Annotated in this window: 18 protein-coding genes; 12 read left to right on the top strand and 6 right to left on the bottom strand. The window is 38.5% G+C overall.

Going from position 1 to position 22,008, the window contains the following annotated elements; all coding sequences use genetic code 11:
- Window positions 1-21: 21 nt before the first annotated feature.
- The 7 genes from AC2G3J_RS17100 to acnA all read left to right on the top strand — a co-directional run bounded on the left by AC2G3J_RS17100 (window position 22) and on the right by acnA (window position 12,210).
- Entirely contained in the window at window positions 22-2,205 is a 2,184-nt protein-coding gene (locus AC2G3J_RS17100) for a carboxy terminal-processing peptidase (RefSeq protein WP_336954577.1), read from the top strand.
- A 209-nt stretch (window positions 2,206-2,414) separates the two neighbouring features.
- Window positions 2,415-4,490 (top strand): bifunctional diguanylate cyclase/phosphodiesterase, encoded by a 2,076-nt coding sequence (locus tag AC2G3J_RS17095; protein ID WP_483770357.1) that lies wholly within the window; start codon window positions 2,415-2,417, stop codon window positions 4,488-4,490.
- 327 nt (window positions 4,491-4,817) lie between these two features.
- Window positions 4,818-6,407, top strand: a complete 1,590-nt coding sequence (locus tag AC2G3J_RS17090; RefSeq protein ID WP_336953444.1) for a peptide chain release factor 3 — start codon at window positions 4,818-4,820, stop codon at window positions 6,405-6,407.
- A gap of 140 nt (window positions 6,408-6,547) precedes the next feature.
- Window positions 6,548-7,315 carry a hypothetical protein gene (locus tag AC2G3J_RS17085; protein WP_336953456.1) on the top strand — a complete coding sequence of 256 codons (768 nt, stop codon included), beginning with the start codon at window positions 6,548-6,550 and terminating at the stop codon, window positions 7,313-7,315.
- A gap of 226 nt (window positions 7,316-7,541) precedes the next feature.
- Complete coding sequence (locus AC2G3J_RS17080; protein ID WP_483770356.1) at window positions 7,542-8,516, top strand: RsiV family protein; 975 nt, start codon at window positions 7,542-7,544, stop codon at window positions 8,514-8,516.
- The gene (locus AC2G3J_RS17075) at window positions 8,516-9,337 is read left to right on the top strand and encodes a TatD family hydrolase (RefSeq protein WP_419329067.1); all 822 of its coding nucleotides are present in this window, start codon (window positions 8,516-8,518) and stop codon (window positions 9,335-9,337) included. The genes AC2G3J_RS17080 and AC2G3J_RS17075 overlap by 1 nt, the downstream gene beginning before the upstream one ends.
- Before the next feature lie 113 nt (window positions 9,338-9,450).
- A complete protein-coding gene (gene acnA / locus AC2G3J_RS17070) occupies window positions 9,451-12,210 on the top strand; it encodes an aconitate hydratase AcnA (protein ID WP_483770355.1) in 2,760 nt (919 codons plus the stop codon).
- A 96-nt stretch (window positions 12,211-12,306) separates the two neighbouring features.
- On the opposite strand, the gene AC2G3J_RS17065 is transcribed toward acnA, so the two are convergent.
- Window positions 12,307-13,032, bottom strand: a complete 726-nt coding sequence (locus AC2G3J_RS17065) for a DUF4261 domain-containing protein (protein ID WP_483770354.1) — start codon at window positions 13,030-13,032, stop codon at window positions 12,307-12,309.
- A gap of 114 nt (window positions 13,033-13,146) precedes the next feature.
- On the opposite strand from AC2G3J_RS17065, the gene AC2G3J_RS17060 reads away from it, so the two are divergent.
- The 3 genes from AC2G3J_RS17060 (at window position 13,147) to AC2G3J_RS17050 (ending at window position 15,692) form a co-directional block, all read left to right on the top strand.
- Window positions 13,147-13,908, top strand: a complete 762-nt coding sequence (locus tag AC2G3J_RS17060) for a tRNA threonylcarbamoyladenosine dehydratase (protein WP_483770353.1) — start codon at window positions 13,147-13,149, stop codon at window positions 13,906-13,908.
- Between the two features lie 99 nt (window positions 13,909-14,007).
- Window positions 14,008-15,117: a DUF695 domain-containing protein gene (locus AC2G3J_RS17055; protein WP_483770352.1), complete on the top strand. Its 1,110-nt coding sequence runs from the start codon at window positions 14,008-14,010 to the stop codon at window positions 15,115-15,117.
- 65 nt (window positions 15,118-15,182) lie between these two features.
- Window positions 15,183-15,692, top strand: coding sequence for a hypothetical protein (locus AC2G3J_RS17050; RefSeq protein ID WP_483770351.1), 510 nt, complete (start codon window positions 15,183-15,185; stop codon window positions 15,690-15,692).
- A 27-nt stretch (window positions 15,693-15,719) separates the two neighbouring features.
- On the opposite strand, the gene AC2G3J_RS17045 is transcribed toward AC2G3J_RS17050, so the two are convergent.
- Window positions 15,720-15,857 carry a hypothetical protein gene (locus AC2G3J_RS17045; protein WP_336953436.1) on the bottom strand — a complete coding sequence of 46 codons (138 nt, stop codon included), beginning with the start codon at window positions 15,855-15,857 and terminating at the stop codon, window positions 15,720-15,722.
- A 103-nt stretch (window positions 15,858-15,960) separates the two neighbouring features.
- Here AC2G3J_RS17045 and AC2G3J_RS17040 point away from each other — a divergent pair, with 103 nt between their 5' ends.
- Entirely contained in the window at window positions 15,961-16,854 is an 894-nt protein-coding gene (locus tag AC2G3J_RS17040; protein ID WP_336953435.1) for a LysR family transcriptional regulator, read from the top strand.
- A 71-nt stretch (window positions 16,855-16,925) separates the two neighbouring features.
- Here AC2G3J_RS17040 and dusA read toward each other — a convergent pair whose 3' ends face one another.
- The 3 genes from dusA to AC2G3J_RS17025 all read right to left on the bottom strand — a co-directional run bounded on the left by dusA (window position 16,926) and on the right by AC2G3J_RS17025 (window position 19,267).
- The gene (gene dusA / locus AC2G3J_RS17035) at window positions 16,926-17,930 is read right to left on the bottom strand and encodes a tRNA dihydrouridine(20/20a) synthase DusA (RefSeq protein ID WP_419329064.1); all 1,005 of its coding nucleotides are present in this window, start codon (window positions 17,928-17,930) and stop codon (window positions 16,926-16,928) included.
- 315 nt (window positions 17,931-18,245) lie between these two features.
- The gene (locus AC2G3J_RS17030; RefSeq protein WP_419819623.1) at window positions 18,246-18,560 is read right to left on the bottom strand and encodes a branched-chain amino acid transport AzlD family protein; all 315 of its coding nucleotides are present in this window, start codon (window positions 18,558-18,560) and stop codon (window positions 18,246-18,248) included.
- Window positions 18,557-19,267 carry an AzlC family ABC transporter permease gene (locus AC2G3J_RS17025; protein ID WP_483770350.1) on the bottom strand — a complete coding sequence of 237 codons (711 nt, stop codon included), beginning with the start codon at window positions 19,265-19,267 and terminating at the stop codon, window positions 18,557-18,559. Before AC2G3J_RS17025 ends, AC2G3J_RS17030 begins: the two co-directional genes overlap by 4 nt.
- Window positions 19,268-19,440: 173 nt before the next feature.
- Here AC2G3J_RS17025 and AC2G3J_RS17020 point away from each other — a divergent pair, with 173 nt between their 5' ends.
- Window positions 19,441-20,310 (top strand): LysR family transcriptional regulator, encoded by an 870-nt coding sequence (locus AC2G3J_RS17020; protein ID WP_336953431.1) that lies wholly within the window; start codon window positions 19,441-19,443, stop codon window positions 20,308-20,310.
- Window positions 20,311-20,535: 225 nt separating this feature from the next.
- Here AC2G3J_RS17020 and AC2G3J_RS17015 read toward each other — a convergent pair whose 3' ends face one another.
- A complete protein-coding gene (locus AC2G3J_RS17015) occupies window positions 20,536-21,798 on the bottom strand; it encodes a mechanosensitive ion channel family protein (RefSeq protein ID WP_336953430.1) in 1,263 nt (420 codons plus the stop codon).
- Window positions 21,799-22,008 lie beyond the last annotated feature (210 nt).

The following is a 22,008-nucleotide window of genomic DNA, read 5'->3' as shown; positions in this document are numbered from 1 at the left end:
CCAAGGAAGTATTAAGAATTTATGAAAATTCAAACTCTCGCTTGCGCTATAGCACTTGCAACAGGTGGTTTATTCTTTACCCATACCATCAATCAGGCAATGGCGGAAACCAATGCTACAAACGTGTCTCAATCGATTCATCCTTCACAAGATCAAGCTTTAGTGACACGTCAACTTGCAACATTGATTGACCGTCAGCATTATTTGAATATGCGTTTAGATGCAACCACATCAAATCGTATTTTAGACATGTATATTGATAGCCTCGATCCAGAGCACACATTATTTTTAGCTTCAGAAATTGAACAATATAAAAAACAGTATGGTGCAACACTTGGCGCAAAACTAAAAGCAGGTGATTTGTCTGGACCATTTGCGATTCATGCGCATTATCGTGCGCGTTTAAAAGAATTTTATGAATTTGAATTGGCTGAACTTAAAAAGACACAGAACTTAAATCAACCGAATGAGTTTATTGATGCCGATCGTGAAAAAGCTGCGTTTTTTGCAAGCAAAGCCGAGTTGCAAAACTATTGGCGTAAAATGCTGGTGTCGCAATTAATCAATCTCACTATTGCTAAGCAAGAAGATCAAGCCAAACAAAAAGCATTAAAAGATGATCCAACATTGGCCAATGGTCAGGATTTGGCCGCATCAGAAGATCTTACACCGGTTCAAACGCTTACCAAGCGGTATACCCGCCAACTAGAGCGTATTGGACGAACCAAGAGTGATGATGTACTGGAACGTATCCTCAATGCAATGACCTTGACCTACGATCCGCACAGCAATTATTTTCCACCTGTTGATGCCATGGAGTTGAATCGTCAAACCACCTTACAACTTGAAGGTATTGGTGTTTCGATTCGTCCTGAGCGTGGTAATGAAGACTACACTAAGATTGAAACTATTGTAGATGGTGGGCCGGCAAGTAAGACTGGACAGGTTAAATCGGGTGATCGCATTATTGGTGTTGCACAAGATGGCAATAAGATGGTCGATGTGATTGGCTGGCCAAGTTCCGAAATTGTTGGATTGATACGTGGGAAACGTGGAACCAAAGTTTCAGTGAAATTGTTAGCTGCTGGTGCCTCTATGAGCCAAGCGCGAGTTGTCACAATTACTCGTGATGTGATTCAAGAAGAAGATGCTGGTGTCCGTTCACGGACTGTGGAACTTACACGTGATGGTAAAAAGCATAAGTTTGGTGTTTTAGAAATACCATCTTTCTATTTGAACTATCGTGCACGTCGTGCAGGGACTGAATATCGCTCTGTTTCAGAAGATACCAATAAAGCATTGAAGTCACTTGCAGCACAAAATGTTGAAGGCATTATTATTGATTTGCGTAATAATCCAGGTGGTTCTTTAGAAGAAGTTGCCAAAATGATTGGGCAGGTAATTAAAGAGGGCCCAGTGGTTCAAATCCGTGACGGTAACGGGAATGTGAGTGTGTTTGAAGACACCGACGGTGGTGCTCAAACTTATTCAGGACCTTTGGCTGTTTTGGTTAACTTAGCATCAGCTTCTGCCAGTGAGATTTACTCTGCTGCACTCCAAGATTACGATCGTGCAGTTATTTTAGGGAGCACAACAACAGGTAAGGGAACTGCACAAGTTCAATTAGATAGTCTTGCTTATGGTCAAGCGACCTTAACTCAGCGTAAATTTTATCGTGTTACAGGTGGAAGCACACAAAACAAAGGTGTGATACCAGATATCAAATTGGTTGATATTTACGATGAAGAGTTTGGTGAGCGTAAAGCGAAAAATGCCCTGAAATGGGATACGATTCCGACTGCGCCATTTAAACGTGAAGGTTCAATTCAACCTTATGTGGCACAGCTTGGTGAAAAATCAAAAGTTCGTACGGCAGGCGATTCTCAGTTCCAATATTTAGAGACGCGTAAAGCGATTGCTCAAGAAGCTAAAGATCAGAAACGAATCTCTCTAGATATTGATAAACGTAAAGCGGAGTTAATAGCGCTTGAAGCAAGAACATTGGCTGCAGAGAACAAACGCCGTACTGAAACAGGACTAAAACCATATTCAAATTGGGAAAGCTACCAAGCAAGTTTGGATGCTTTGGCTGAGTCGAGAGCAAAAATGAAAGTAAACCAGCGCCCAGCTTTGCCAGAAGAAGAGACTTTTGTGAATGAAGCTGCCAACGTTCTGTTAGATTTGGCACATCTAACAAGTAAATAACTAAAAATTCTATTTAGGTAAAATAAAAAAGCATATCTCGGGTATGCTTTTTTATTTCGATTTAAAAAATAACTTGACGTTCAATAGGATAGTGATATTTTAAGTAAAACGAACGCTCTTTAAAAAAGGTGAACCTTCTCGCAATTTTAGGTTGTATATATAAAGGTTGCTTATAACAAAAATAGGTTCATTACTGGAAGTAAATTTTTATGAGTTATATGAGTTATGATAGTAATCTCGTAATAGGCTCTGCATGTATTGCAGTTATCATCTGTTACGTAGCTATTTCATTAGAACAACTCATATTTACGCAACATTCGCCTCGCCAACAAAAAATTATATTATGCTTGAGTGGCATGGTTTTTGGGTTTGCAATTTGGGCAATGCATTTTATCGGAATGTTGGCTTGTGATCTACCACAAGGTTATTCCTTTGATCTAACATTCACAGTGATTTCATATATTATTGCTGCATTGGCGTCGACTTTTGCGATTTGGCTGACAACTCAAGAAACTTTGCCTATTGTACGGCTGATTTTGGGTGGATTGTTGATGGGGTTGGGAATTTCTGGGATGCACTATATCGGCATGCTGGGTTTAAATATTCCAAATCAACAAGTTGATTATGATGTTATTTTAGTGATGCTCTCAGTCATCATGGCTATAAGTGGTTCAGGATTGTCTTTCTGGCTCGCCTTTAAATATAAGAATTCTTTTAATCATAAGATGCTCTATAAAATTGCTGTATCGATCATGATCGCGCTCAGCATTGTGGGAATGCATTATATTGGTATGGCTGCGGCGACGATCTCATCGGTGCATGAAAAACATTTTGGAAGTCAACTACACGAAGGACAAGGTATTTTATTGTTTACCATTATTTTTGTAGCGAGTTTGATCCTTGTTTCTGCTTTTTGTGTAGCGATTTTAGAACGAAGATTAGAAGAACGTAGTTTACAGTTATTACAAGCCAATAAAGAGCTTGAAGACTTAGCACTTCAAGACAATCTGACTAAACTTCCAAATCGATTATTTCTAGTTGAATACACAGATGCTTTATTTTTAGGTTATAAAGAAATACAGACTAAAATTGCGTTTATTTATATTGACTTAGATCGCTTTAAATCAGTCAATGATGCGTTTGGTCATCATATAGGTGACGAACTTCTGGTTAAACTCGCACAGCGTTTATATCCTTTGCTCAAGGACGGACAAAGACTTATTCGTATTGGTGGAGATGAGTTCATTCTGATTCTTGAAGATTCTAATCGTAATGAAGCTGAAGAAATTGCTGAATTATTCTTACAAAAAATACAAGATGGGTTTCAAATTTCAGGTAAAGAAATCAATATTTCTGCCAGCATTGGAATTGTATTTTTTCCAGATCATGGGCAGAACTTACAAGATTTATTGATTAATGCTGATTCAGCCATGATGCAATCGAAAGAGCAGGGTCGTAATACTTTTAGTGTTTATAGCAGTTCTTTAGACCAACAACACCAAAGCCGAAGTCAATCTAAACTCATCAATGATTTATATAAAGCAGTAGAAGAACAACAATTTATTCTATTTTATCAACCTAAATTCACAGCCGACTACCAAATTTGTGGCGTAGAAGCTTTAATCCGTTGGAAGCATCCAACCCTAGGCTTACTTGCACCGAGCATGTTTATTGATGGTGCTGAGCAAACGGGTCTGATTATTCGTATGGGTTATTGGGCTTTAGAAAAAGCATGTAAGCAAATTCAAGAGTGGGAAGATAAAAAATATGCTTTTGGTCCCATCGCCGTAAATCTTTCAGCTGTGCAATTTGAACATAAGCATTTGATTGAAACTTTAGAAAAATTGATTCAAAAATACCATGTCAAGAATGGTAATTTAATTATTGAGATTACTGAATCTACAGCGATGCATCATATTGATGACAGTATTCAAACCTTTGAGAAATTAAGAAATTTAGGTATCCGACTGGCAATTGATGATTTTGGAACGGGCCATTCGAGTTTCTTGTATTTAAAAGATTTACCAGTAGATGAATTAAAAATAGATCGAGAATTTATCCGTAATTTGTGTGAAGGTTCAAAAGAACAAATCATTTTAGAAAGTATTATTCATTTGGCGATTCGTTTGGGTTTGGTGGTGACGGCAGAAGGTGTTGAAACTGAACAACAGGCGCAGATTCTTAAACGTTTAGGTTGCCAGCAATTACAAGGTTATTTGTTAGGAATGCCGCTACCTGTAGACCGTTTGGAAACCAATTATAGTATGGTTAAAGCCATACCTTAAATATAAAAATATTCAGCCAACTAAAGACCTAGCACGATCATTCAAACGAGGTTTAAGCTGAGCATAATCACGTTTTACTTAACCATCAGCACTGTATATTGAGATCTACGTTGATCTTTAAAACGATTTGCTTGTCGTCTGTATCGCTCATCCTCTTTCTGGAATTTTTGCTATGTCTGCGCGATCAAAGTGCTTAATCATATAGCAACAATCGTTAAAAACGACGCTAAATCTGATACAATATCGCCAATTTTTGAATTCCCATTTTCCAGTTCAAGTACATATTTATAAATGTGTACATAACTGTGTACATATTGTAGATTTTTTATGTTTAAAGATGAATTAGCGGCGCAAGTCGCTCAGCGACGTACCTTCGCTATTATTTCCCACCCCGATGCTGGTAAAACGACAATGACAGAAAAACTGTTGTTGTGGGGTAAAGCAATCCAAGTTGCAGGTATGGTTAAAAGTCGAAAGTCTGACCGTTCTGCGACATCTGACTGGATGGAAATGGAAAAAGAGCGTGGTATTTCGATTACCACCTCAGTCATGCAGTTCCCTTATAAAAATCATGTCATCAATTTACTTGATACTCCAGGGCATGAAGATTTCTCTGAAGATACCTATCGTACTTTAACTGCCGTTGACTCAGCGTTGATGGTGATTGATGGTGCAAAAGGGGTCGAGGAACGGACCATCAAATTGATGGAAGTGTGTCGTATGCGCGATACCCCGATCATTTCTTTCGTCAACAAAATGGACCGTGAAATCCGTGAGCCATTAGAATTGCTTGATGAAATTGAAAGCGTGCTTAAAATCCGTTGTGTGCCGATTACTTGGCCATTGGGTATGGGGCGTGACTTCGCTGGTGTATATAACATCATTGAAAATAAGCTTTATGTATATAAAGCAGGTTTTGGTTCGACTATTACAGATATTGAAATCCGTGATGGATATGACTATCCAGACATTCGTGAAAAAGTCGGTGATCTGGCCTTTGCTTCATTTGAAGAGTCTTTAGAACTGGTGCAAATGGCGAATGATCCACTTGATCCAGCGGAGTTTTTAGCAGGGCGTCAAACCCCAGTACTGTTCGGTACCGCTTTGGGTAACTTTGCGGTTGACCATGTATTAAATGCATTTATTCAGTGGGCACCACAACCGAAAGCGCATCCAACACATGAACGTACTGTTGAAGCAACGGAAGAAGGCTTCAGTGGATTTGTATTTAAAATCCAAGCCAATATGGACCCAAAACACCGTGACCGTATTGCCTTCATGCGTATCTGTTCAGGTAAGTATGAGAAAGGTTTAAAGATGAATCATGTACGCCTTGGTAAAGATGTACGTATCAGTGATGCATTGACATTCCTTGCGGGTGAACGTGAGCAACTTGAAGAAGCTTGGCCTGGTGATATCATTGGTTTACATAACCACGGTACGATTCAGATTGGTGATACATTCACTTCTGGTGAAAAACTTCATTTTACGGGGATTCCACACTTTGCACCTGAAATGTTCCGCCGTGTACGCTTAAAAGATCCATTGAAATCTAAACAATTGCAAAAGGGTTTAAAAGAGCTTTCAGAAGAAGGTGCAACGCAGGTGTTTATGCCGCAAATCAACAATGACTTGATTGTTGGGGCTGTAGGTGTACTTCAGTTTGATGTAGTGGCATACCGTTTGAAAGAAGAATACAAAGTAGATTGTATTTATGAGCCAGTGAACATCAACACAGTGCGTTGGGTTTCTTGTGATGATGAAAAGAAATTTAATGAATTTAAGAAAAAGGCACATGACCAACTTTCTGTCGATGGTGGTGGGCATTTAACTTATCTCGCACCAAGCCGAGTAAATCTACAATTAATGCAAGAGCGTTATCCAGATATTCAATTCCGTTCTACACGTGAGCATTAAGTTCAGCTAACTTATTGCAAAATGTAAAAACAGCTTCCTTGTGAAGCTGTTTTTGTATCAAAATACAATGCTTTTTGTCCAAAGGGATTTATGCAGTGCAATTTTCAAAAAAAATAATTTCAGTGCTTTGCTTAAGTACAATGGTTTTGGTTGCATGTGATTCTAAAAAAGATCAGGACAAAGATGGTTCTGTATTCCAACCCAAACAAGAAGCCGCTGAAGTCTTACCTTATTTAAATATTCAAGAAACCAAAGCTGATTATGCCTTACCGTTTTGTGAAAAAAATAATTGCATTGAAATCGATATTCAAACCATTAAGACTCAAGACAATTGGTTAAATCAGTGGATTGCAAATAGTCAGTCCAACGTGATTCAGGCACAGATTGATTTAAAACAGAACATGACCTTACAACAGGCCATTAATGCTTTTGTCAAAAAATCAGATACTTGGCAAGAAGAATTCCCGAAAAATAAAGCGTTTGAACTGCATATGCAAACGCGTATGGCTTCACAACGTAATCAGTATGTTTTGTTGCAAGTTTCAGTCAATAGTTTACAAGCAGATGTCAGTATCAAAGAACGACAATACTTTTTTGTTGCTGACCGGAAATTGAAGAAAAGCTTAAGTATTTTAGATGTGATTGATGCCAAACATCAGAACCAACTGAATACTTGGGTCCAAGAAAAATATGCAGAATGGTTGGAAAAGCAAAATAGCGATGTGAAAAAGAATGCGCCTAAAAAGTTATATTGGGGACAAGCCGATTGGTTCTTTGATGGTGAAGGTGTTGGATTGCATTATCGCGCCAATGAAATTGTCGAAGATGGTACCCAGCTGGATATTTATTTGAGCAAAGAACAGACGCAAAAAATACTTAAGCCTGAAGTGTATCAACATATGTTCTAAGGTGTATCTTGATCATTCTGCCAATTTTAGCGGGATTTTAAAGCAGAGCGGTTAAGATTAGTTGGTCGTTGTTGAATTGACTCAGCGATCAATAAACTTGAGCCACTTATTTCATAACGCTTCAATTTTCATACAAATTTTGATTGAGGATTTGTATAGAGAAGAATAGGCTAATGAATATAGAGATTAAAAAATCTTGGCTTGATTCATTGGATAGGTTTGTGAAATGTTAAATAAAAAAAGTACTTTAGCGCTTTCAATTCTGGTGATCACTTTAGGGTTAACTGCATGTCAAAAATCTGACTCGAAAAAAGCAGAGCCAAAAGTTGATCAAAGTGCTGCATCTCAAGTGCCTGATACTTCAATGTTATTACAGGGCGATACAGAAAAAGTAAAATTGACATTACCTGAGTGTAATGGCAATACATGCCCTGAGTTTTCTATAGAAAGACTAAAAAGTAATCAGGCTTTTGTTGATGAAACGATTGATCAAGCGATTTTAGATAATCTGGATAAAATGCTGGATATCGCGCAATTGAGTAAAGCGAAAAAAGACGCAGATCAGCAACAAACGGCTTCACAAGCTTCAGCAAGTGAAGTGCAAGTCAATAAAACCCCTGTTCAGCAATTGCAAGAGCGTGTACAACCTTATGCAAATTCATTCCTTGAGATGGATAAAGAGCTTAAAACATTAGGGGCAAGTGGCCAGATCACGATTAGTTTAAGTCCTAAAATTTTAAACTCAGATAAACCTTTAGCGACGGTGGTATTAAATACCAGTAGTTATTTAGGCGGCGCACATGGGGCATCTGCGCAAACCTATTTTAACTTTGATTTGGTGAGTAAAAAACAAGTTGGCTTGGATCAAATCATTGAAGCCAATCAAAAAGCTAAATTTGAAAAATTGGCACATGATGCATTTAAAACTTGGGTTATCGATTCAAAACTTGCTGAAAGCGTCAATGAATATGAACAGGCGTGGAAGTTTACATTATCAGACAATTTCTATTTGGGTAAACAAGGTCTGATTTTACAATATGGTGAATATGATATCGGGCCTTATGTTGTTGGCTTACCGCGCTTGATGATTCCTTACGATCAGTTAAAAGGCGTGTTGAAAAGTCAATATTTCCCAGCGGAGATGCAAGTTGATCAGCCAAGCAGTTCTGCACCTGTTGCAAGTGGGAAAGCGAAATCCTAATGCCTTGGCCTTTGTTTGATACACATACACATTTTGATGTTCCTGATTTTGATCTGGATCGAGAACAATTGGCCTATCAAGCAAAAAAGGTAGGTGTAGAACATTTGATTTTGATTGGGTTTTTATATGAACGCTTTCAAGATTTGATTGACACTCAACAATTTTTAAATCAGTTAAATAATGCACCCCGAAGCCATCTTGCACCGGGGTTGCATCCCTTTTATATCGAACAACACCGCCTAGAGCATTTAAATGCTTTGGAAAATATACTGAAAACTGAAGCTTGTATTGCGGTTGGTGAAATAGGCTTGGACACGTTTCTTAAACAGCATAAACAAGCTGAAATTTTTCAAAAACAACAAGATTTTTTTTCAGCCCAAATTGAACTCGCCCAGCAATACGATAAGCCAATTCTTCTACATATTCGTAAGTCACATGCTGAAGTTCTTGCAATGTTGAAACAGCACCAGTTTAAACATGGTGGTATTGCACATGCTTTTAGTGGGGGGGTAGAAGAGGCGAAAGCCTTTATTAAATTAGGCTTTAAACTCGGTATCACAGGGCAAATTACCAATCCAAATGCGAAAAAACTGCATACAGTTGTACAAGCGGTTGGTGCGGAACATTTAGTACTAGAAACCGATTGTCCAGATATGACACCGTTGTGTTGCCAGACATCTGACCAGCAGCATACCCGTAATACGCCGGTGAATTTGCCTTTTGTCTTGACGGGTTTAGCTGAAAGCTTGGCAATTGAACGAACAACACTTGCAGGTGTATTGTGGAAAAACTCACATGAATGCTTACATTTACCGATGTAAATTTGAATAAAAATAACCAATCAACAACACCTAAAATAATTATTTGTCTTAGATTTAAAGAAGTACTCCAAGTAGCCAATAAGAAAGTCAACGCCAAGCTGGAGGTTTAACCAATGGCAAAATATGGTCATATCAATAGTTTAAATTCTTTGCAAAACTTAACTGTAGGGAATACAAATTATAAAATTTTTAGTTTAAATCAGGTTCAAGCGAGTTTAGGTGATATTTCAAAATTGCCTAAATCACTCAAAGTACTGCTGGAAAACTTACTCAGATTTGAAGATGATGTAACAGTGAGGCAAAGCGATATTCAAGCGATTGTCGATTGGCAGAACAATAAAACTTCAGATCAAGAAATCCAGTATCGCCCTGCACGAGTATTGATGCAAGATTTTACTGGTGTACCTGCTGTTGTAGATTTGGCTGCGATGCGTGCAGCTGTACAAAAAGCCAATAAAGATCCCAATTTAATTAATCCTTTATCTCCAGTAGATTTGGTCATTGATCACTCTGTGATGGTGGATCATTTTGGGACAGATCATGCGTTCGAAGAAAATGTTGAAATTGAGATGCAACGCAATGGAGAACGTTATCAATTCCTCCGTTGGGGGCAGTCTTCATTTAATAATTTTAGTGTGGTACCACCTGGAACAGGGATTTGTCACCAAGTCAATTTAGAATACCTAGCTCAAGCAGTGTGGCTGGGTGAAAGTGAGGGTGAGGTATTTGCATTTCCCGATACCTTAGTTGGTACAGATTCACACACCACGATGATTAATGGCTTAGGTGTATTGGGTTGGGGCGTGGGGGGGATTGAAGCCGAAGCGGCCATGCTTGGACAGCCGATTTCAATGCTGATTCCAGAAGTGATTGGTTTTAAATTGACAGGAAAATTGCGTGAAGGAATTACCGCAACGGATTTAGTTTTAACTATTACTCAGATGCTACGTAAAAAAGGCGTGGTGGGTAAATTTGTTGAATTTTATGGTGATGGGCTCGCATTTCTACCGCTTGCAGACCGTGCAACCATTGCCAATATGGCGCCCGAATATGGTGCAACATGTGGCTTTTTTCCGATTGATGAAATCACTCTAGGGTATATGCGTTTAACGGGTCGTAAAGAAGATCGTATTGCATTGGTTGAGGCTTATTGTAAAGAACAAGGCTTATGGCGTCATACTGGGGATGAACCTGTATTTACCGATGTGCTTGCATTGGATATGGGAACCGTTGTAGCAAGTGTTGCTGGCCCGAAACGTCCGCAAGATCGAGTGGCATTGCCTGATATCCCACAAACTTTTAGTGACTTAATGGCGCTGGATCTTAAGCCAGCTAAAGGTGAGGAAAAAGAACGTTTAGCCAATGAGGGTGGGGCCGGTAACGCCATTGATTCAAAACAATCTGCATTACAAAATGAAGAACCACATTGTGTGATTGACGGTAAACGCTACCCATTGACGGATGGGGATGTGGTGATTTCTGCGATTACCTCATGTACCAATACTTCTAATCCAAGTGTGATGTTGGCTGCGGGTTTGTTGGCAAAAAAAGCCATCGAAAAAGGCATTCAACGTAAGCCATGGGTGAAAAGCTCTCTAGCACCAGGCTCTAAAGTCGTAACCGATTATTTAGAAGCGGCAGGTTTGATGTCTTATTTAGACCAGTTGGGCTATAACCTGGTTGGTTATGGTTGTACCACATGTATTGGTAATTCAGGGCCATTACCCCAACCGATTGAAGATGCTATTCAGTGCCACGACCTGAATGTTGCATCGGTACTTTCAGGCAACCGAAACTTTGAAGGGCGGGTACATCCTTTGGTAAAAACCAATTGGCTAGCATCACCGCCTTTAGTGGTTGCATTTGGCTTATTGGGCACCATTCGTAGTGACATTACCAGCACAGCATTGGGGCATGATCAGCAAGGACAACCAGTATATTTAAAAGATATTTGGCCGAGTCAAATCGAGATTGATGAGGTGCTGCAAAAAGTCAATACAGCGATGTTCCATAAAGAATATGCGGCAGTTTTTGATGGTGATGAAAAATGGCAAGCAATTCAAATCCCTGACTCTGAAACCTATGAATGGGATGAAAACTCAACGTATATTCGTCATCCTCCATTCTTTGAAGGCATTGATCAACCCGCGAAACCAATTAAAGATATTCTCAATGCAAATATCTTGGCCGTTCTTGGCGACTCAGTCACAACAGATCATATTTCTCCTGCGGGGAATATCAAGAAAGACAGTCCAGCAGGTCGTTATCTAGAAGCGCAGGGTGTCGATCAAAAGGACTTTAACTCTTATGGATCTCGTCGTGGCAATCATGAAGTGATGATGCGAGGAACCTTTGCCAACATTCGTATCAAGAATGAAATGCTCAATGGTGAAGAGGGCGGCAATACCCTCTATATCCCGACAGATGAGAAGTTAGCCATTTACGATGCTGCGATGAAGTATCAGCAAGATGGTACGCCGTTGGTCATCATTGCAGGTAAGGAATATGGTACAGGCTCATCACGTGACTGGGCGGCGAAAGGCACCAATCTTTTAGGAGTAAAAGCGGTAATTACTGAAAGTTTTGAACGAATCCATCGTTCAAATCTGGTTGGTATGGGGGTTTTACCGTTGCAATTTGTGGATGGTCAAACTCGTCAATCACTCAACTTAACTGGGCGTGAGCAACTGTCGATTTATGGACTTTCTGATGACATACAACCACATGAAAGTTTAGATGTGGAGGTTAAACGTGTTGATGGTTCAATAGATCGTTTCAAAGTGTTATGCCGTATTGATACTTTGAATGAAGTGGAATATTTTAAAGCAGGTGGTATCTTGCATTATGTGCTGCGTAATTTAATCGCTTCATAGCCTAATCAATAAATCACGATTTATTTCAGTTCTCCAAGCCCTGTATAGAATGCAGGGCTTTTTTTATTTGTTTAAAAGAGAACTTGATGTTGATTTTTAAGGAAGTAGTGAATTTAATTGCCATATACCGAAGGAGTTAAAATAAAGTGAATCTGCTTCAAAAAACTCAGATGAGGAGCGTTTAGAGAGTTTGAATTTTTCCATATCCTCTTCAGCCCTGAATGTATCACCTTTTTTAAAATCAGGATCTTCGGCTAAAATATAAAGTAGAAATTGATTTAAGGTGAAACTGGCTTCATTGACACTAGACGAAATACAGCCATCTGGTTTTCCAAACTGATGCATGCCGCACGAATAAAGATATTCTTGATCAGAAACAACTGGTATAAATGCCTTAAAAATATCCAATAAATTCGTTGCAGAAAATTCGAGCCATTGTTTTTTGCTATGTGTAAGCCCTGCTGTTTCTATTTTTATACCTAATCCACCTGCCTTTAATAACGCTTGTCCAAGCTTAAAGGCATCTTGTACACTTTGAAAATGACCACCTTTGCATATGAGGTAGAGCACCATATTGTGCTGATCGATTTGATCGAGCTCATGGTCTGAAAAGCGTTGCATACTGAATAATCTGAATATACGACTTACTTCAGGATCATGATTATGTTCTTCAACTTCAACAAAATGATCAGAATGCAGTGATGTCATGATCATCCCCGCATAAATATACCCAGTGTCGCATTCAAGCATGGCATGAACTAATTCCTGATGATTTTTCCATACCCCAGGAATGCATAAAATAATCTGTTGTGAATTTTGCATTGTTCGAACTTTTATATTTGTAAAGTTTGATCTTAGCATTGCAAATTTAATTTTTCATTTTCACTGCTTATTTTTGATAAAATGAGCTTGATTTTTTGAGCCTAGATTTGAACCATGACTGAACTTTTCCAAAATGATGAATATGAGCGCCGGTTTGCAGGTGTAGCCAAAATTTATGGAGAAGATACATTCAATCACTATGAAAAAAGTCATGTCATGGTAATCGGTATTGGTGGAGTCGGTTCATGGGCGGTCGAGGCCTTAGCACGTACAGGGATTGGTGAGTTAACACTGGTCGATATGGATTCAGTGGCTGCTTCAAATATCAACCGACAGCTGCCTGCAATGACCTCTACTTTAGGTCATGAGAAAATTGAAGTCATGGCGGAACGTTGCCGTTCAATTAATCCTCGGATCAAGATCAATTTGATTGATGATTATCTCAGCCCTGAAAATGTGAAAGAAATTTTAGAAAATGTTCCAGATATTATTTTAGATTGCATCGATGACGTTAAAGCAAAATTTGCACTCATGCTACATTGTCGTTTTAATAAAATTCCTTTGATTGTTTCGGGTGGGGCAGGTGGTAAGCTTGATCCTCTAAAAATTCGTGTTGCTGATTTATCTAAAACAGAACAAGATCCGATGCTTGCTAAATTGCGGAGTCAGTTGCGCGCCAAAGGCATTTGTAAGAAACCAAAAGAAAAATTTGGCATTACTTGTGTGTATTCAATTGATAATCCTTTTTCTAGTGCTGATGTGTGTGCAAGTGCAGGCTTGCGTTGTGGTGGATATGGCTCGGCTGTGGTGGTGACTTCTAGTTTTGCGATGGTCGCCGTTGCAGAAGTGTTGAAAAAGTTAGATCGGATCAAATAAGCGCTTGGTATTTTTAAGTAAAAGTTTAGGTTCATTTAAAAATCATAAAAATTCAGTTAAATTAATCTGAAATAAACGCAATAACAGAGAACAATCAAAATGAGTTTTTTCAAAAAGTTATTTGGAAAGAAACAACAACAAATACAAATCAATCGAAACCGCTATGCTGAATTTTGGCAATGGTTTGAACAGCATCAAGAGGATTTTCACCGTATTGTGGATGAGTTAAATCAAGATACGATTCAGGCGGATTTCTTTGATAAATTATCGCCTGAATTGGCCAAAGTTCATGGTGGAATTTTTTTCCTTACCGGGATGCTTGATTCACAAACAGCTGAATTAATTTTAACGCCAGATGGTGTTGTGGCAAACATTGTATTTGTAGAGGAATTGGTGGCAGTAGCCCCTGAAATTCCCGGCTGGAAATTTACCGCACTTAAACCCGCAAGTGATATTCAGCAAACCAGTATTGGTATGCATGGTCATGAGTTTAGTCAAAAAACGCTATCGTTTTATTTAAAAGACCATGAAGAATATCCAGATGAAATTGATCTCGTGGTTGTGCATGATCAATATAATGAAGCTCAAAAAGCTGAATTCTTACAAGCAGTTTATATCTTTTTGGATAATTATTTGGGCGAATATGATTCGATTACAAAACTAGATCAAGTTTCGCTGCAATTCAGACAAGATGTTGAAAAAGAATTAATGCCTATCGATCGTTTAAAGAATATTTTAATTTTAAAGAACGGTGAAATTTCTCGCTTAGACAAAATAACTCGTTCAAGTACTGATGAAGATGAATATATCAGTTTGGAGGGGGAGACCAATGAAAGTTTGCCTTTGGTGGCGATCTTAAATAGTACCCTTTTAACATGGGATCAAAAGGCTTCTCACCCTTGGATGATGCTGGTTGAAATACCTTATGCTGGTCAGAACTCCAGTGGTATGCCATCTGCTACAGATTATGAGTTGCTTAACACGATTGAAGAAGAATTATTAAATGAGCTAAAAGATTTTGAAGGGTATTTAAATATTGGACGCGAAACGGGTAATAACTTAAGAACTATGTATTTTGCTTGTAAAGAGTTTAGAAAACCCGCCAAAGTTATAGATCAGGTGGTTGAAAAATATCAGAACAATTTTGAAATCGATGTCAGCCTATTTAAAGATAAATATTGGCGTTGTTTAAATAAGTTTGGTTGTTAACTATGCTGAAAAGTCGCTTGAAATGCTCTATAGCATTCAGACCATAAACATGGACAGCTTAGAGAATGAAGAGGCTTTTTAATCGACCTATCCTCGATCTTAAAATAACCCTATTGGCGATCCTACTGATTGGCGGGATTGCATATTACCTTTATTCAACGGTTCGTCATTTTCAGGCGGTCAACCAATTGGATGAAGCTAAAACAATAATGCGTGATATACAGAACTTGCTGGGCTGGTCAATCCTTCAACCTCAAGCAAATGCAATTCAAGTCTGTAATTTGCAAAATATCCAACAGATCAGCAAACAGGAAGAGTTTCAAAAGATCAAGCAACTGTTGGGCTGGGAGGTCAATATTCAACAACACAGCAAATATGTTGAAAGTATAAACGTGTATGCAGCACCTGATTTACACGGCTGTATTATACGTGCTCATTTTCGAAAAGACGCCTTTGTGAGTGATGATCTTGCTGGCAAGTATATTACTTACCAATATGATTTTAAAAAAAGCACCACAACATGCGTCACCAATATAAAAAAGTATGCTTTGGTGAAATCTTGCACGCGTTTGTAAAAAACATACTTTATCTGTTCAGCTCAATCAGTCCTGCAAATAAATAAACTCATGCTGTTGGGGCACTTTGCCCGTTTGTTTTGCGATAAAACCATCATAAAGATTGAGTAAAACAACAGCGCAAATAATACAAATAAAAACCAGTAATTGTTTGGATGTCCTCATACTATTTCTCTCTGATGTAAGTCGCTTTAAGTAAAGTCTAGTGAAATCAAAAAATCTAATCTAATATAGAAAAAAGCAGAATTGATCTAATTTTGAGATGGATATGGCGACATTCAAACAATTTAATTATTTGATTAGAATTGTGGAAGAAGGTGGTTTTATTGCGGCTTCTGAAAAGTTGTTTATTGCCCAATCTGCTTTAAGTCGCCAGATTAAGCTTTTGGAGGACGAAGTAGGATTTGAAATTTTTGACCGCAGTGATAAAAAAATAAAACTCACCCAAGCCGGACAGTTCTTTTATGCTCAAATTAAAAATAATTTGCTTAACTTAGATCATATTATTGAAAATGCTAAAGATATTGCAGATGGAAAAAATCGACTCATCAAAATTGCACACTCAAGTAGCATTAGCATGAGCTTAGAAAAAGTCAAAATATTTGATCAAACCGCAAAGCATCTCAATGTTAATTTCGAAATCAACACCTTGTCATCTGAAGACCAAATTCTTGCACTGATGAAAGGAAATATTGATGTTGGTTTTATTCGCCCACCTGTTTTAAATCGCCTAGATGAGTTATATACAACCACGCTCTACCCTGAACCTTTATACGTTGCACTACATCAAAATCATATTTTAGCTTCAGAACGCAGTATCAAAATCCAACAGTTAAAGCATGAAAATTTTGTTTCTACACCACATGCAGAACGGGGAGGTTTAAGTTATTTGGTTGCAAACCTTTGCTTAAGTGCTGGTTTTTCTCCAAAGAAAGCGGCGGTTCAGTCCCGTAAAGTTTCACAATTGCAATTGGTGGCTGCTGAAATTGGAATTTGTATTGTTCCTGAAGAATTTAGACATATTCTACCTAAACAGGTACGACTGATTGCTTTGGATGCTGAAAATGCATGGTCTGCTGTTGTGATGGTCTGGAGTAAAAATGCAGATGGTGTCATTCAGCGATGTAATGAATACATGATCAAACAGTTTCAACGATTTTAAAGACCATCGTTTGATTGAAAAGATAGCTGTGGATTAAGACTGTATTGAATCGTAGAAATTTTCAGTCGTGATCAGACAGACTGTTCTCGAATATAATCTTCTGTTCGCTTCATGGCTTCTTTAATATTGATAATGGCATTTTCAACATCTGCAAATGTTTTGGCATTACCGCCACTTAAAGCTTGACGCCATTTACGAGCACCAGGAAGGTTTTGAAATAAGCCTAAAATATGGCGCGTAATAATCGATAGAGGTGCGCCTTCTTGCATACGTTTGGCAATATAAGGCAGCATTTGATCGATAATTTCAAAGCGATCAGGTAAGTCTAAGTTCCAGAGTTGCCCCAATTCTGCCAAGAGGTAAGGGTTGTGATAAGCCTCACGCCCAATCATGACCCCATCAACATGCTTTAAATGTGCTTGAGTTTCAGCAAAAGTCTTAACCCCACCATTGATCTCAATCAGCAACTCAGGACGCTCTTGTTTTAAACGATAAACATCTTCGTAGCGTAGTGGTGGAACATCGCGGTTTTCTTTTGGTGATAAACCTTGAAGCAAGGCAATACGGGCATGTACGATAAAATTATCACATCCAGTTTTCGCAACTGTATCGACAAAATGTAGCATCTCTTCATAAGATTGCATGTCATCAATACCGATGCGGTGTTTTACAGTAACTGGAATATCAACTGCATTACGCATTTCAGCAATACATTCTGCAACCAAATCAGGCTCTGCCATTAAGCAGGCACCAATCTTATTGTTTTGCACGCGGTCACTTGGACAGCCCACATTTAAATTGATTTCGTCATAACCCCAGTCTTGAGCCATTTTGCTACACGTTGCAAGATCTTTAGGATTTGAACCACCGAGCTGTAGAACAATTGGATGTTCTTCATGGTTATAGTCCAAATGACGATTTGCTCCGCCATAGATGATGGCACCTGTGGTGACCATTTCTGTATAGAGGATAATATTGGGGTTAAACAAACGTGCAAAGAAACGATAGTCACGAGTTGTCCAATCCATCATCGGGGCGACCGAAATACGAGGCGTTAAAGATTGGAGCTCAGACATACAGTCAACCTGAAAAAGATAGAAAAAAAGCAAGTGCGGATTATACGTGCTTTATTTTAAAATCAATAGCCATACTCAAAAGATAGAATTTGTAAATCGAATTAAAATTTTGATTATGATGGTGATTTTTAAATGTGAGAAAGTAAGATTTATGGGGCTTGATTAAAGCGTTATCAACTTGGTGAAACCGCTTAAAAATAAAATTAGTGTGTTGGTAGAGCATATTGGTTGAACAAAATACGGTGTGGCTTAGCACTACAAGTACGCAATAACATGAGCTATAAATGCCCTAAATCTCTTGAACTCTCTATCATTTCATACAAAATACTGACGGAATAAAGCTGCTGCCAATATTCCTGCTGCAATCGCCAACAGCGGGTTTTTAAGCAATAGCATAACGATCAATGTCGTCAGTAATGCTAATCGAGCGCCATGATCACCTTCAACCGCAATGGGGGCCAAAAGTGCAACCAGTACAGATCCTGACATTGCGTTAATAAATCGCTGTACACGATCACTAATAGGAACATAAGACATAATTAAAACACCACCCCAGCGAGTGGCTAATGTCACAACGGCCATAATAAAAATAATAATCAAGGGATAAGTAGTGCTAATTTCTAGGTTCATACCCGTTTCTCTTTCCAGAAAATTCCGACAATTCCGCCAAATAAGGCACCCACAACGACATGACTATTTTCTGGTAAGTACCAATAGGCTAGTAATGAACTACAGGCAGCGATTGCCCAGATGATGAGTATTCTGAGATTTTTTTGTCCACCCACAACCATCGCCAGTAGAAAACAAGCCATGACCATATCTAATCCCAGTAGTGCAGGATGATGAATGACATTACCAAAATAGAAACCCAGTCCTGTGCCTAAAACCCACGCGAGCCAAAGCGCAATGCCCCCTCCAAACAATAAGCCCATCCCTGATTCACCACGATTAAATGCTTGTAGTGAGAGTGCCCAATTGGCATCAGAAATAACCAGCAAGATACTGTATCGTTTGATGGGAGACAGGTGACGTAACCAAGGATAAAGAGATGCGCCCATTAAAAGATGCCGAGCATTGATAAAGAAAACTGTGACTATTAAGGGAATCAGTGATATTTGCGCACCCCATAGTTCTAAAGTCGCAAATTGAGATGCTCCTGCAAAAACAAAGCTACTCATTAACATGATAGAGCTATTGTCTAGTCCTGTTTGCGTTGCAGCTAAGCCGAAAGCAGCCCCAAAAATCACCACGAAAGATGAAATTGGAAGAAGGCTTTTAAAGCCTGACCAAACTTGGGAATAACTTAAACTGTAAATATCTGGGTCAACATTCGACAAAATAATTTCCTTATCTTTTTAAATTTTCTAGTGAGCTATATACCTAATGATCGCTGATGAAAATTAGGGGAAATTCCTTCTTTTCTTAATAAATTATGGACTTAGAAAGTTAGAATGAAAAGCGCATAATTCTTACATATACTATTCGAAAATCGAATAATTTGGGGGTGATCATGAATCTACAAAATCTACAGATTGATTGGTTAAAATGTTTTGTCGCAGTTGTTGATACAGGTTCTCTTTCAAATGCAGCACCTGAGCTATACCGTTCACAGTCTGCTGTCAGTATGCAGTTAAAAAAACTGGAATGCGCTTTAAAATGCCAACTTTTAGTTCGAACGCATAGACAAATTCAACTCACTTCTGAAGGACAACTTCTTTTAGGTTATGCAAGACGGATACTTGATCTACACCATGAAACACAAATGGCTTTTAATGGAGAAGAGTTAACTGGTCGGATTAGACTTGGTGTACCCGATGATTACGCTGCTAAATATCTAACGCCTGTGCTTAAGCGTTTTGCACCACGTCATAGCGGCGTTGAAATAGAATTTATTTGTGAACAATCGACTTCATTGATCCCACGTATAGAAAATGGCGAGATTGATTTAGCTTTGATTTCAAGGGATAACCCCCGTCAAGGCACTTTATTGTTTCATGAGCCAATGGTGTGGGTAGGTTCTCCCCAATTTGAATTATGGCGTGAAGATCCGATACCTATTGCTGTTTATGAAAGTACCAGTTTAGCCAAAAAAAGTGCGATCAATTCGCTTGCATTGCAAGGTCGCCGTTATCGTGTGGTTTATAATAGTTCAAGTTTAATCGGGCAAATTGCAGCAGTTGAAAGTGGTTTGGCCGTCGCAGTTTTCACACAATGTAGCGCCCCTCAGCATTTAGAAATTTTGGGAGCGGAGCATAGACTAGGCCCATTAGCACCCATGGAAGCATCTGTATATAGAAGTAGAGCCTCGCTTAATTCAAAAGCGGTCGATCATTTATATGAACTGTTAATTAAGACATTAAGGCAATCCATTACCTATTAAGAAGGTTTTTATTTAGATATTTCACATAAACTTGAAAAAATCTATGTATAAAATTAATTTTTAAGTCTTGCCAATATTGGGGGGTAGTAATTTTAAAAGATACATTAAAAGCAATAGAGGAAAGCTTTTCTATTTGCAATCTTCGTTCATTGCAAGCAAGCCCATGCTTATCGCATGGGCATTTTTAATGTAAATGATCAGGGGCAGAACCCCCTGACCAACAACTCAGAACAGAAGTTCCGAGCTACTTTCAGCATGTTTTGACAATGAGCGTAGATCTGAACCAGAAGGCGCTTGATAAATTTTTAGCCCAAACTCAGGGATAATTGCCATCAGATGGTCAAATATATCAGACTGGATTGCCTCATAATCATTCCATACCGTTGTATTGGCAAATGCATAGATTTCCAGTGGTAATCCCTCACTCGTCGGTTGTAACTGACGGATAATTAAGGATTGGTTTTTAGCAATACCAGCATGTTGTTTTAAGTAGAACTCCACATAGGCCCGAAATGTTCCAATATTGGTTAAGCGGCGCTGGTTATAGACTGACTGATCTTCAAACTGCTGATTAAAGCTGTCCAGTTCAGATTGTTTATTATCCAAATACTGATCCAGTAACAGGAAAGCTTTTAATTTCTGTTGTTCTTCATGGGTAATAAAATGAATGCTGGTTTGATCAATAAAGATTGAGCGCTTGATTCGTCTCGCCCCCAACAATTTCATCCCACGCCAGTTTTTAAAGGTATCCGTGACCAACTTATTGGTGGGAATTGTGGTAAAGGTTTTATCAAAATTCTGTACAGTAATGGTATGTAAGGACATATCAATAACATCACCATCTGCATTTAATGTTGGCATTTCAATCCAATCACCGATACGAACCATATCGTAGGAAGAGATTTGCACCGACGCTACCAAGGACAGAATCGTATTTTGAAAAACTAGTAACAATACCGCTGCCATCGCACCAAAACCAGCAAGCAGGGTAAAAACATCTTTCTTTAAGAAAGTACCCAAGATTAGCAGACCACAAACGATAAACAGAATCAGCTTGATCAGTTGAAGATAGCCTTTGATGGGCTTATTCAGTGATTTTGGATTACGTTGATAAAGCAGATTGAAAACATTTAAAAGTTCACTGATGGCCAGTGCAATGGTCAGGAAGATAAAAGCCTGTGCAGCCATTTGTATCAGGCCAACCGCTTTTAAGGACAAATGTGGAACTGTGGAAATACCATTTAAAATAACAATGGCAGGAACAATATTCGCCACTCTGCGGATAACACTATGCTGAGAAAAAATTTCACTATGTGCAAACTTCATTTTTGAAATAAGTTTACGTATCCCACGAACAACAACTTGTTTTGCAATATAATTTGCGACAAAAGCGAAAAAAATTAGAATGAATAATGATGTTAGCATCTCTAGCCATGGATACTGATCAGACCATTCCTGAATATTCTTTAAGAAGGCAAATTTATCCAAAAGTACAACCTCAAAATAGCAGATACGCTATTGTATTGATTGTGAATGACAATAATTTATAAAAATACTTTTTAGCTACATTCGGGCATCAATTACTTACTCAACAAGATTGACAGACTCTCAGAAAGTCCAAGTGAGTAGGTGAAGATAAGTATGCAACCGTTGGGCATAGGTAAGCCCAGTTTCACGGATTACAATATGCCAATCAAC

The sequence above is a fragment of the Acinetobacter legionensis genome (genome assembly GCF_057165765.1).
Note: the sequence above shows the minus strand (reverse complement) of the source record. Positions and strands in the feature narration are given on the sequence as shown.

What these genes read in the sequence shown, in the direction of transcription:
- AC2G3J_RS17100 (WP_336954577.1), top strand. Translation starts at nt 22, where the DNA reads ATGAAAATTCAAACTCTCGCTTGCGCTATAGCACTTGCAACAGGTGGT.
- AC2G3J_RS17095 (WP_483770357.1), top strand. Translation starts at nt 2,415, where the DNA reads ATGAGTTATATGAGTTATGATAGTAATCTCGTAATAGGCTCTGCATGT.
- AC2G3J_RS17090 (WP_336953444.1), top strand. Translation starts at nt 4,818, where the DNA reads ATGTTTAAAGATGAATTAGCGGCGCAAGTCGCTCAGCGACGTACCTTC.
- AC2G3J_RS17085 (WP_336953456.1), top strand. Translation starts at nt 6,548, where the DNA reads ATGGTTTTGGTTGCATGTGATTCTAAAAAAGATCAGGACAAAGATGGT.
- AC2G3J_RS17080 (WP_483770356.1), top strand. Translation starts at nt 7,542, where the DNA reads ATGTTAAATAAAAAAAGTACTTTAGCGCTTTCAATTCTGGTGATCACT.
- AC2G3J_RS17075 (WP_419329067.1), top strand. Translation starts at nt 8,516, where the DNA reads ATGCCTTGGCCTTTGTTTGATACACATACACATTTTGATGTTCCTGAT.
- acnA (WP_483770355.1), top strand. Translation starts at nt 9,451, where the DNA reads ATGGCAAAATATGGTCATATCAATAGTTTAAATTCTTTGCAAAACTTA.
- AC2G3J_RS17065 (WP_483770354.1), bottom strand. Translation starts at nt 13,032, where the DNA reads ATGCAAAATTCACAACAGATTATTTTATGCATTCCTGGGGTATGGAAA.
- AC2G3J_RS17060 (WP_483770353.1), top strand. Translation starts at nt 13,147, where the DNA reads ATGACTGAACTTTTCCAAAATGATGAATATGAGCGCCGGTTTGCAGGT.
- AC2G3J_RS17055 (WP_483770352.1), top strand. Translation starts at nt 14,008, where the DNA reads ATGAGTTTTTTCAAAAAGTTATTTGGAAAGAAACAACAACAAATACAA.
- AC2G3J_RS17050 (WP_483770351.1), top strand. Translation starts at nt 15,183, where the DNA reads ATGAAGAGGCTTTTTAATCGACCTATCCTCGATCTTAAAATAACCCTA.
- AC2G3J_RS17045 (WP_336953436.1), bottom strand. Translation starts at nt 15,857, where the DNA reads ATGAGGACATCCAAACAATTACTGGTTTTTATTTGTATTATTTGCGCT.
- AC2G3J_RS17040 (WP_336953435.1), top strand. Translation starts at nt 15,961, where the DNA reads ATGGCGACATTCAAACAATTTAATTATTTGATTAGAATTGTGGAAGAA.
- dusA (WP_419329064.1), bottom strand. Translation starts at nt 17,930, where the DNA reads ATGTCTGAGCTCCAATCTTTAACGCCTCGTATTTCGGTCGCCCCGATG.
- AC2G3J_RS17030 (WP_419819623.1), bottom strand. Translation starts at nt 18,560, where the DNA reads ATGAACCTAGAAATTAGCACTACTTATCCCTTGATTATTATTTTTATT.
- AC2G3J_RS17020 (WP_336953431.1), top strand. Translation starts at nt 19,441, where the DNA reads ATGAATCTACAAAATCTACAGATTGATTGGTTAAAATGTTTTGTCGCA.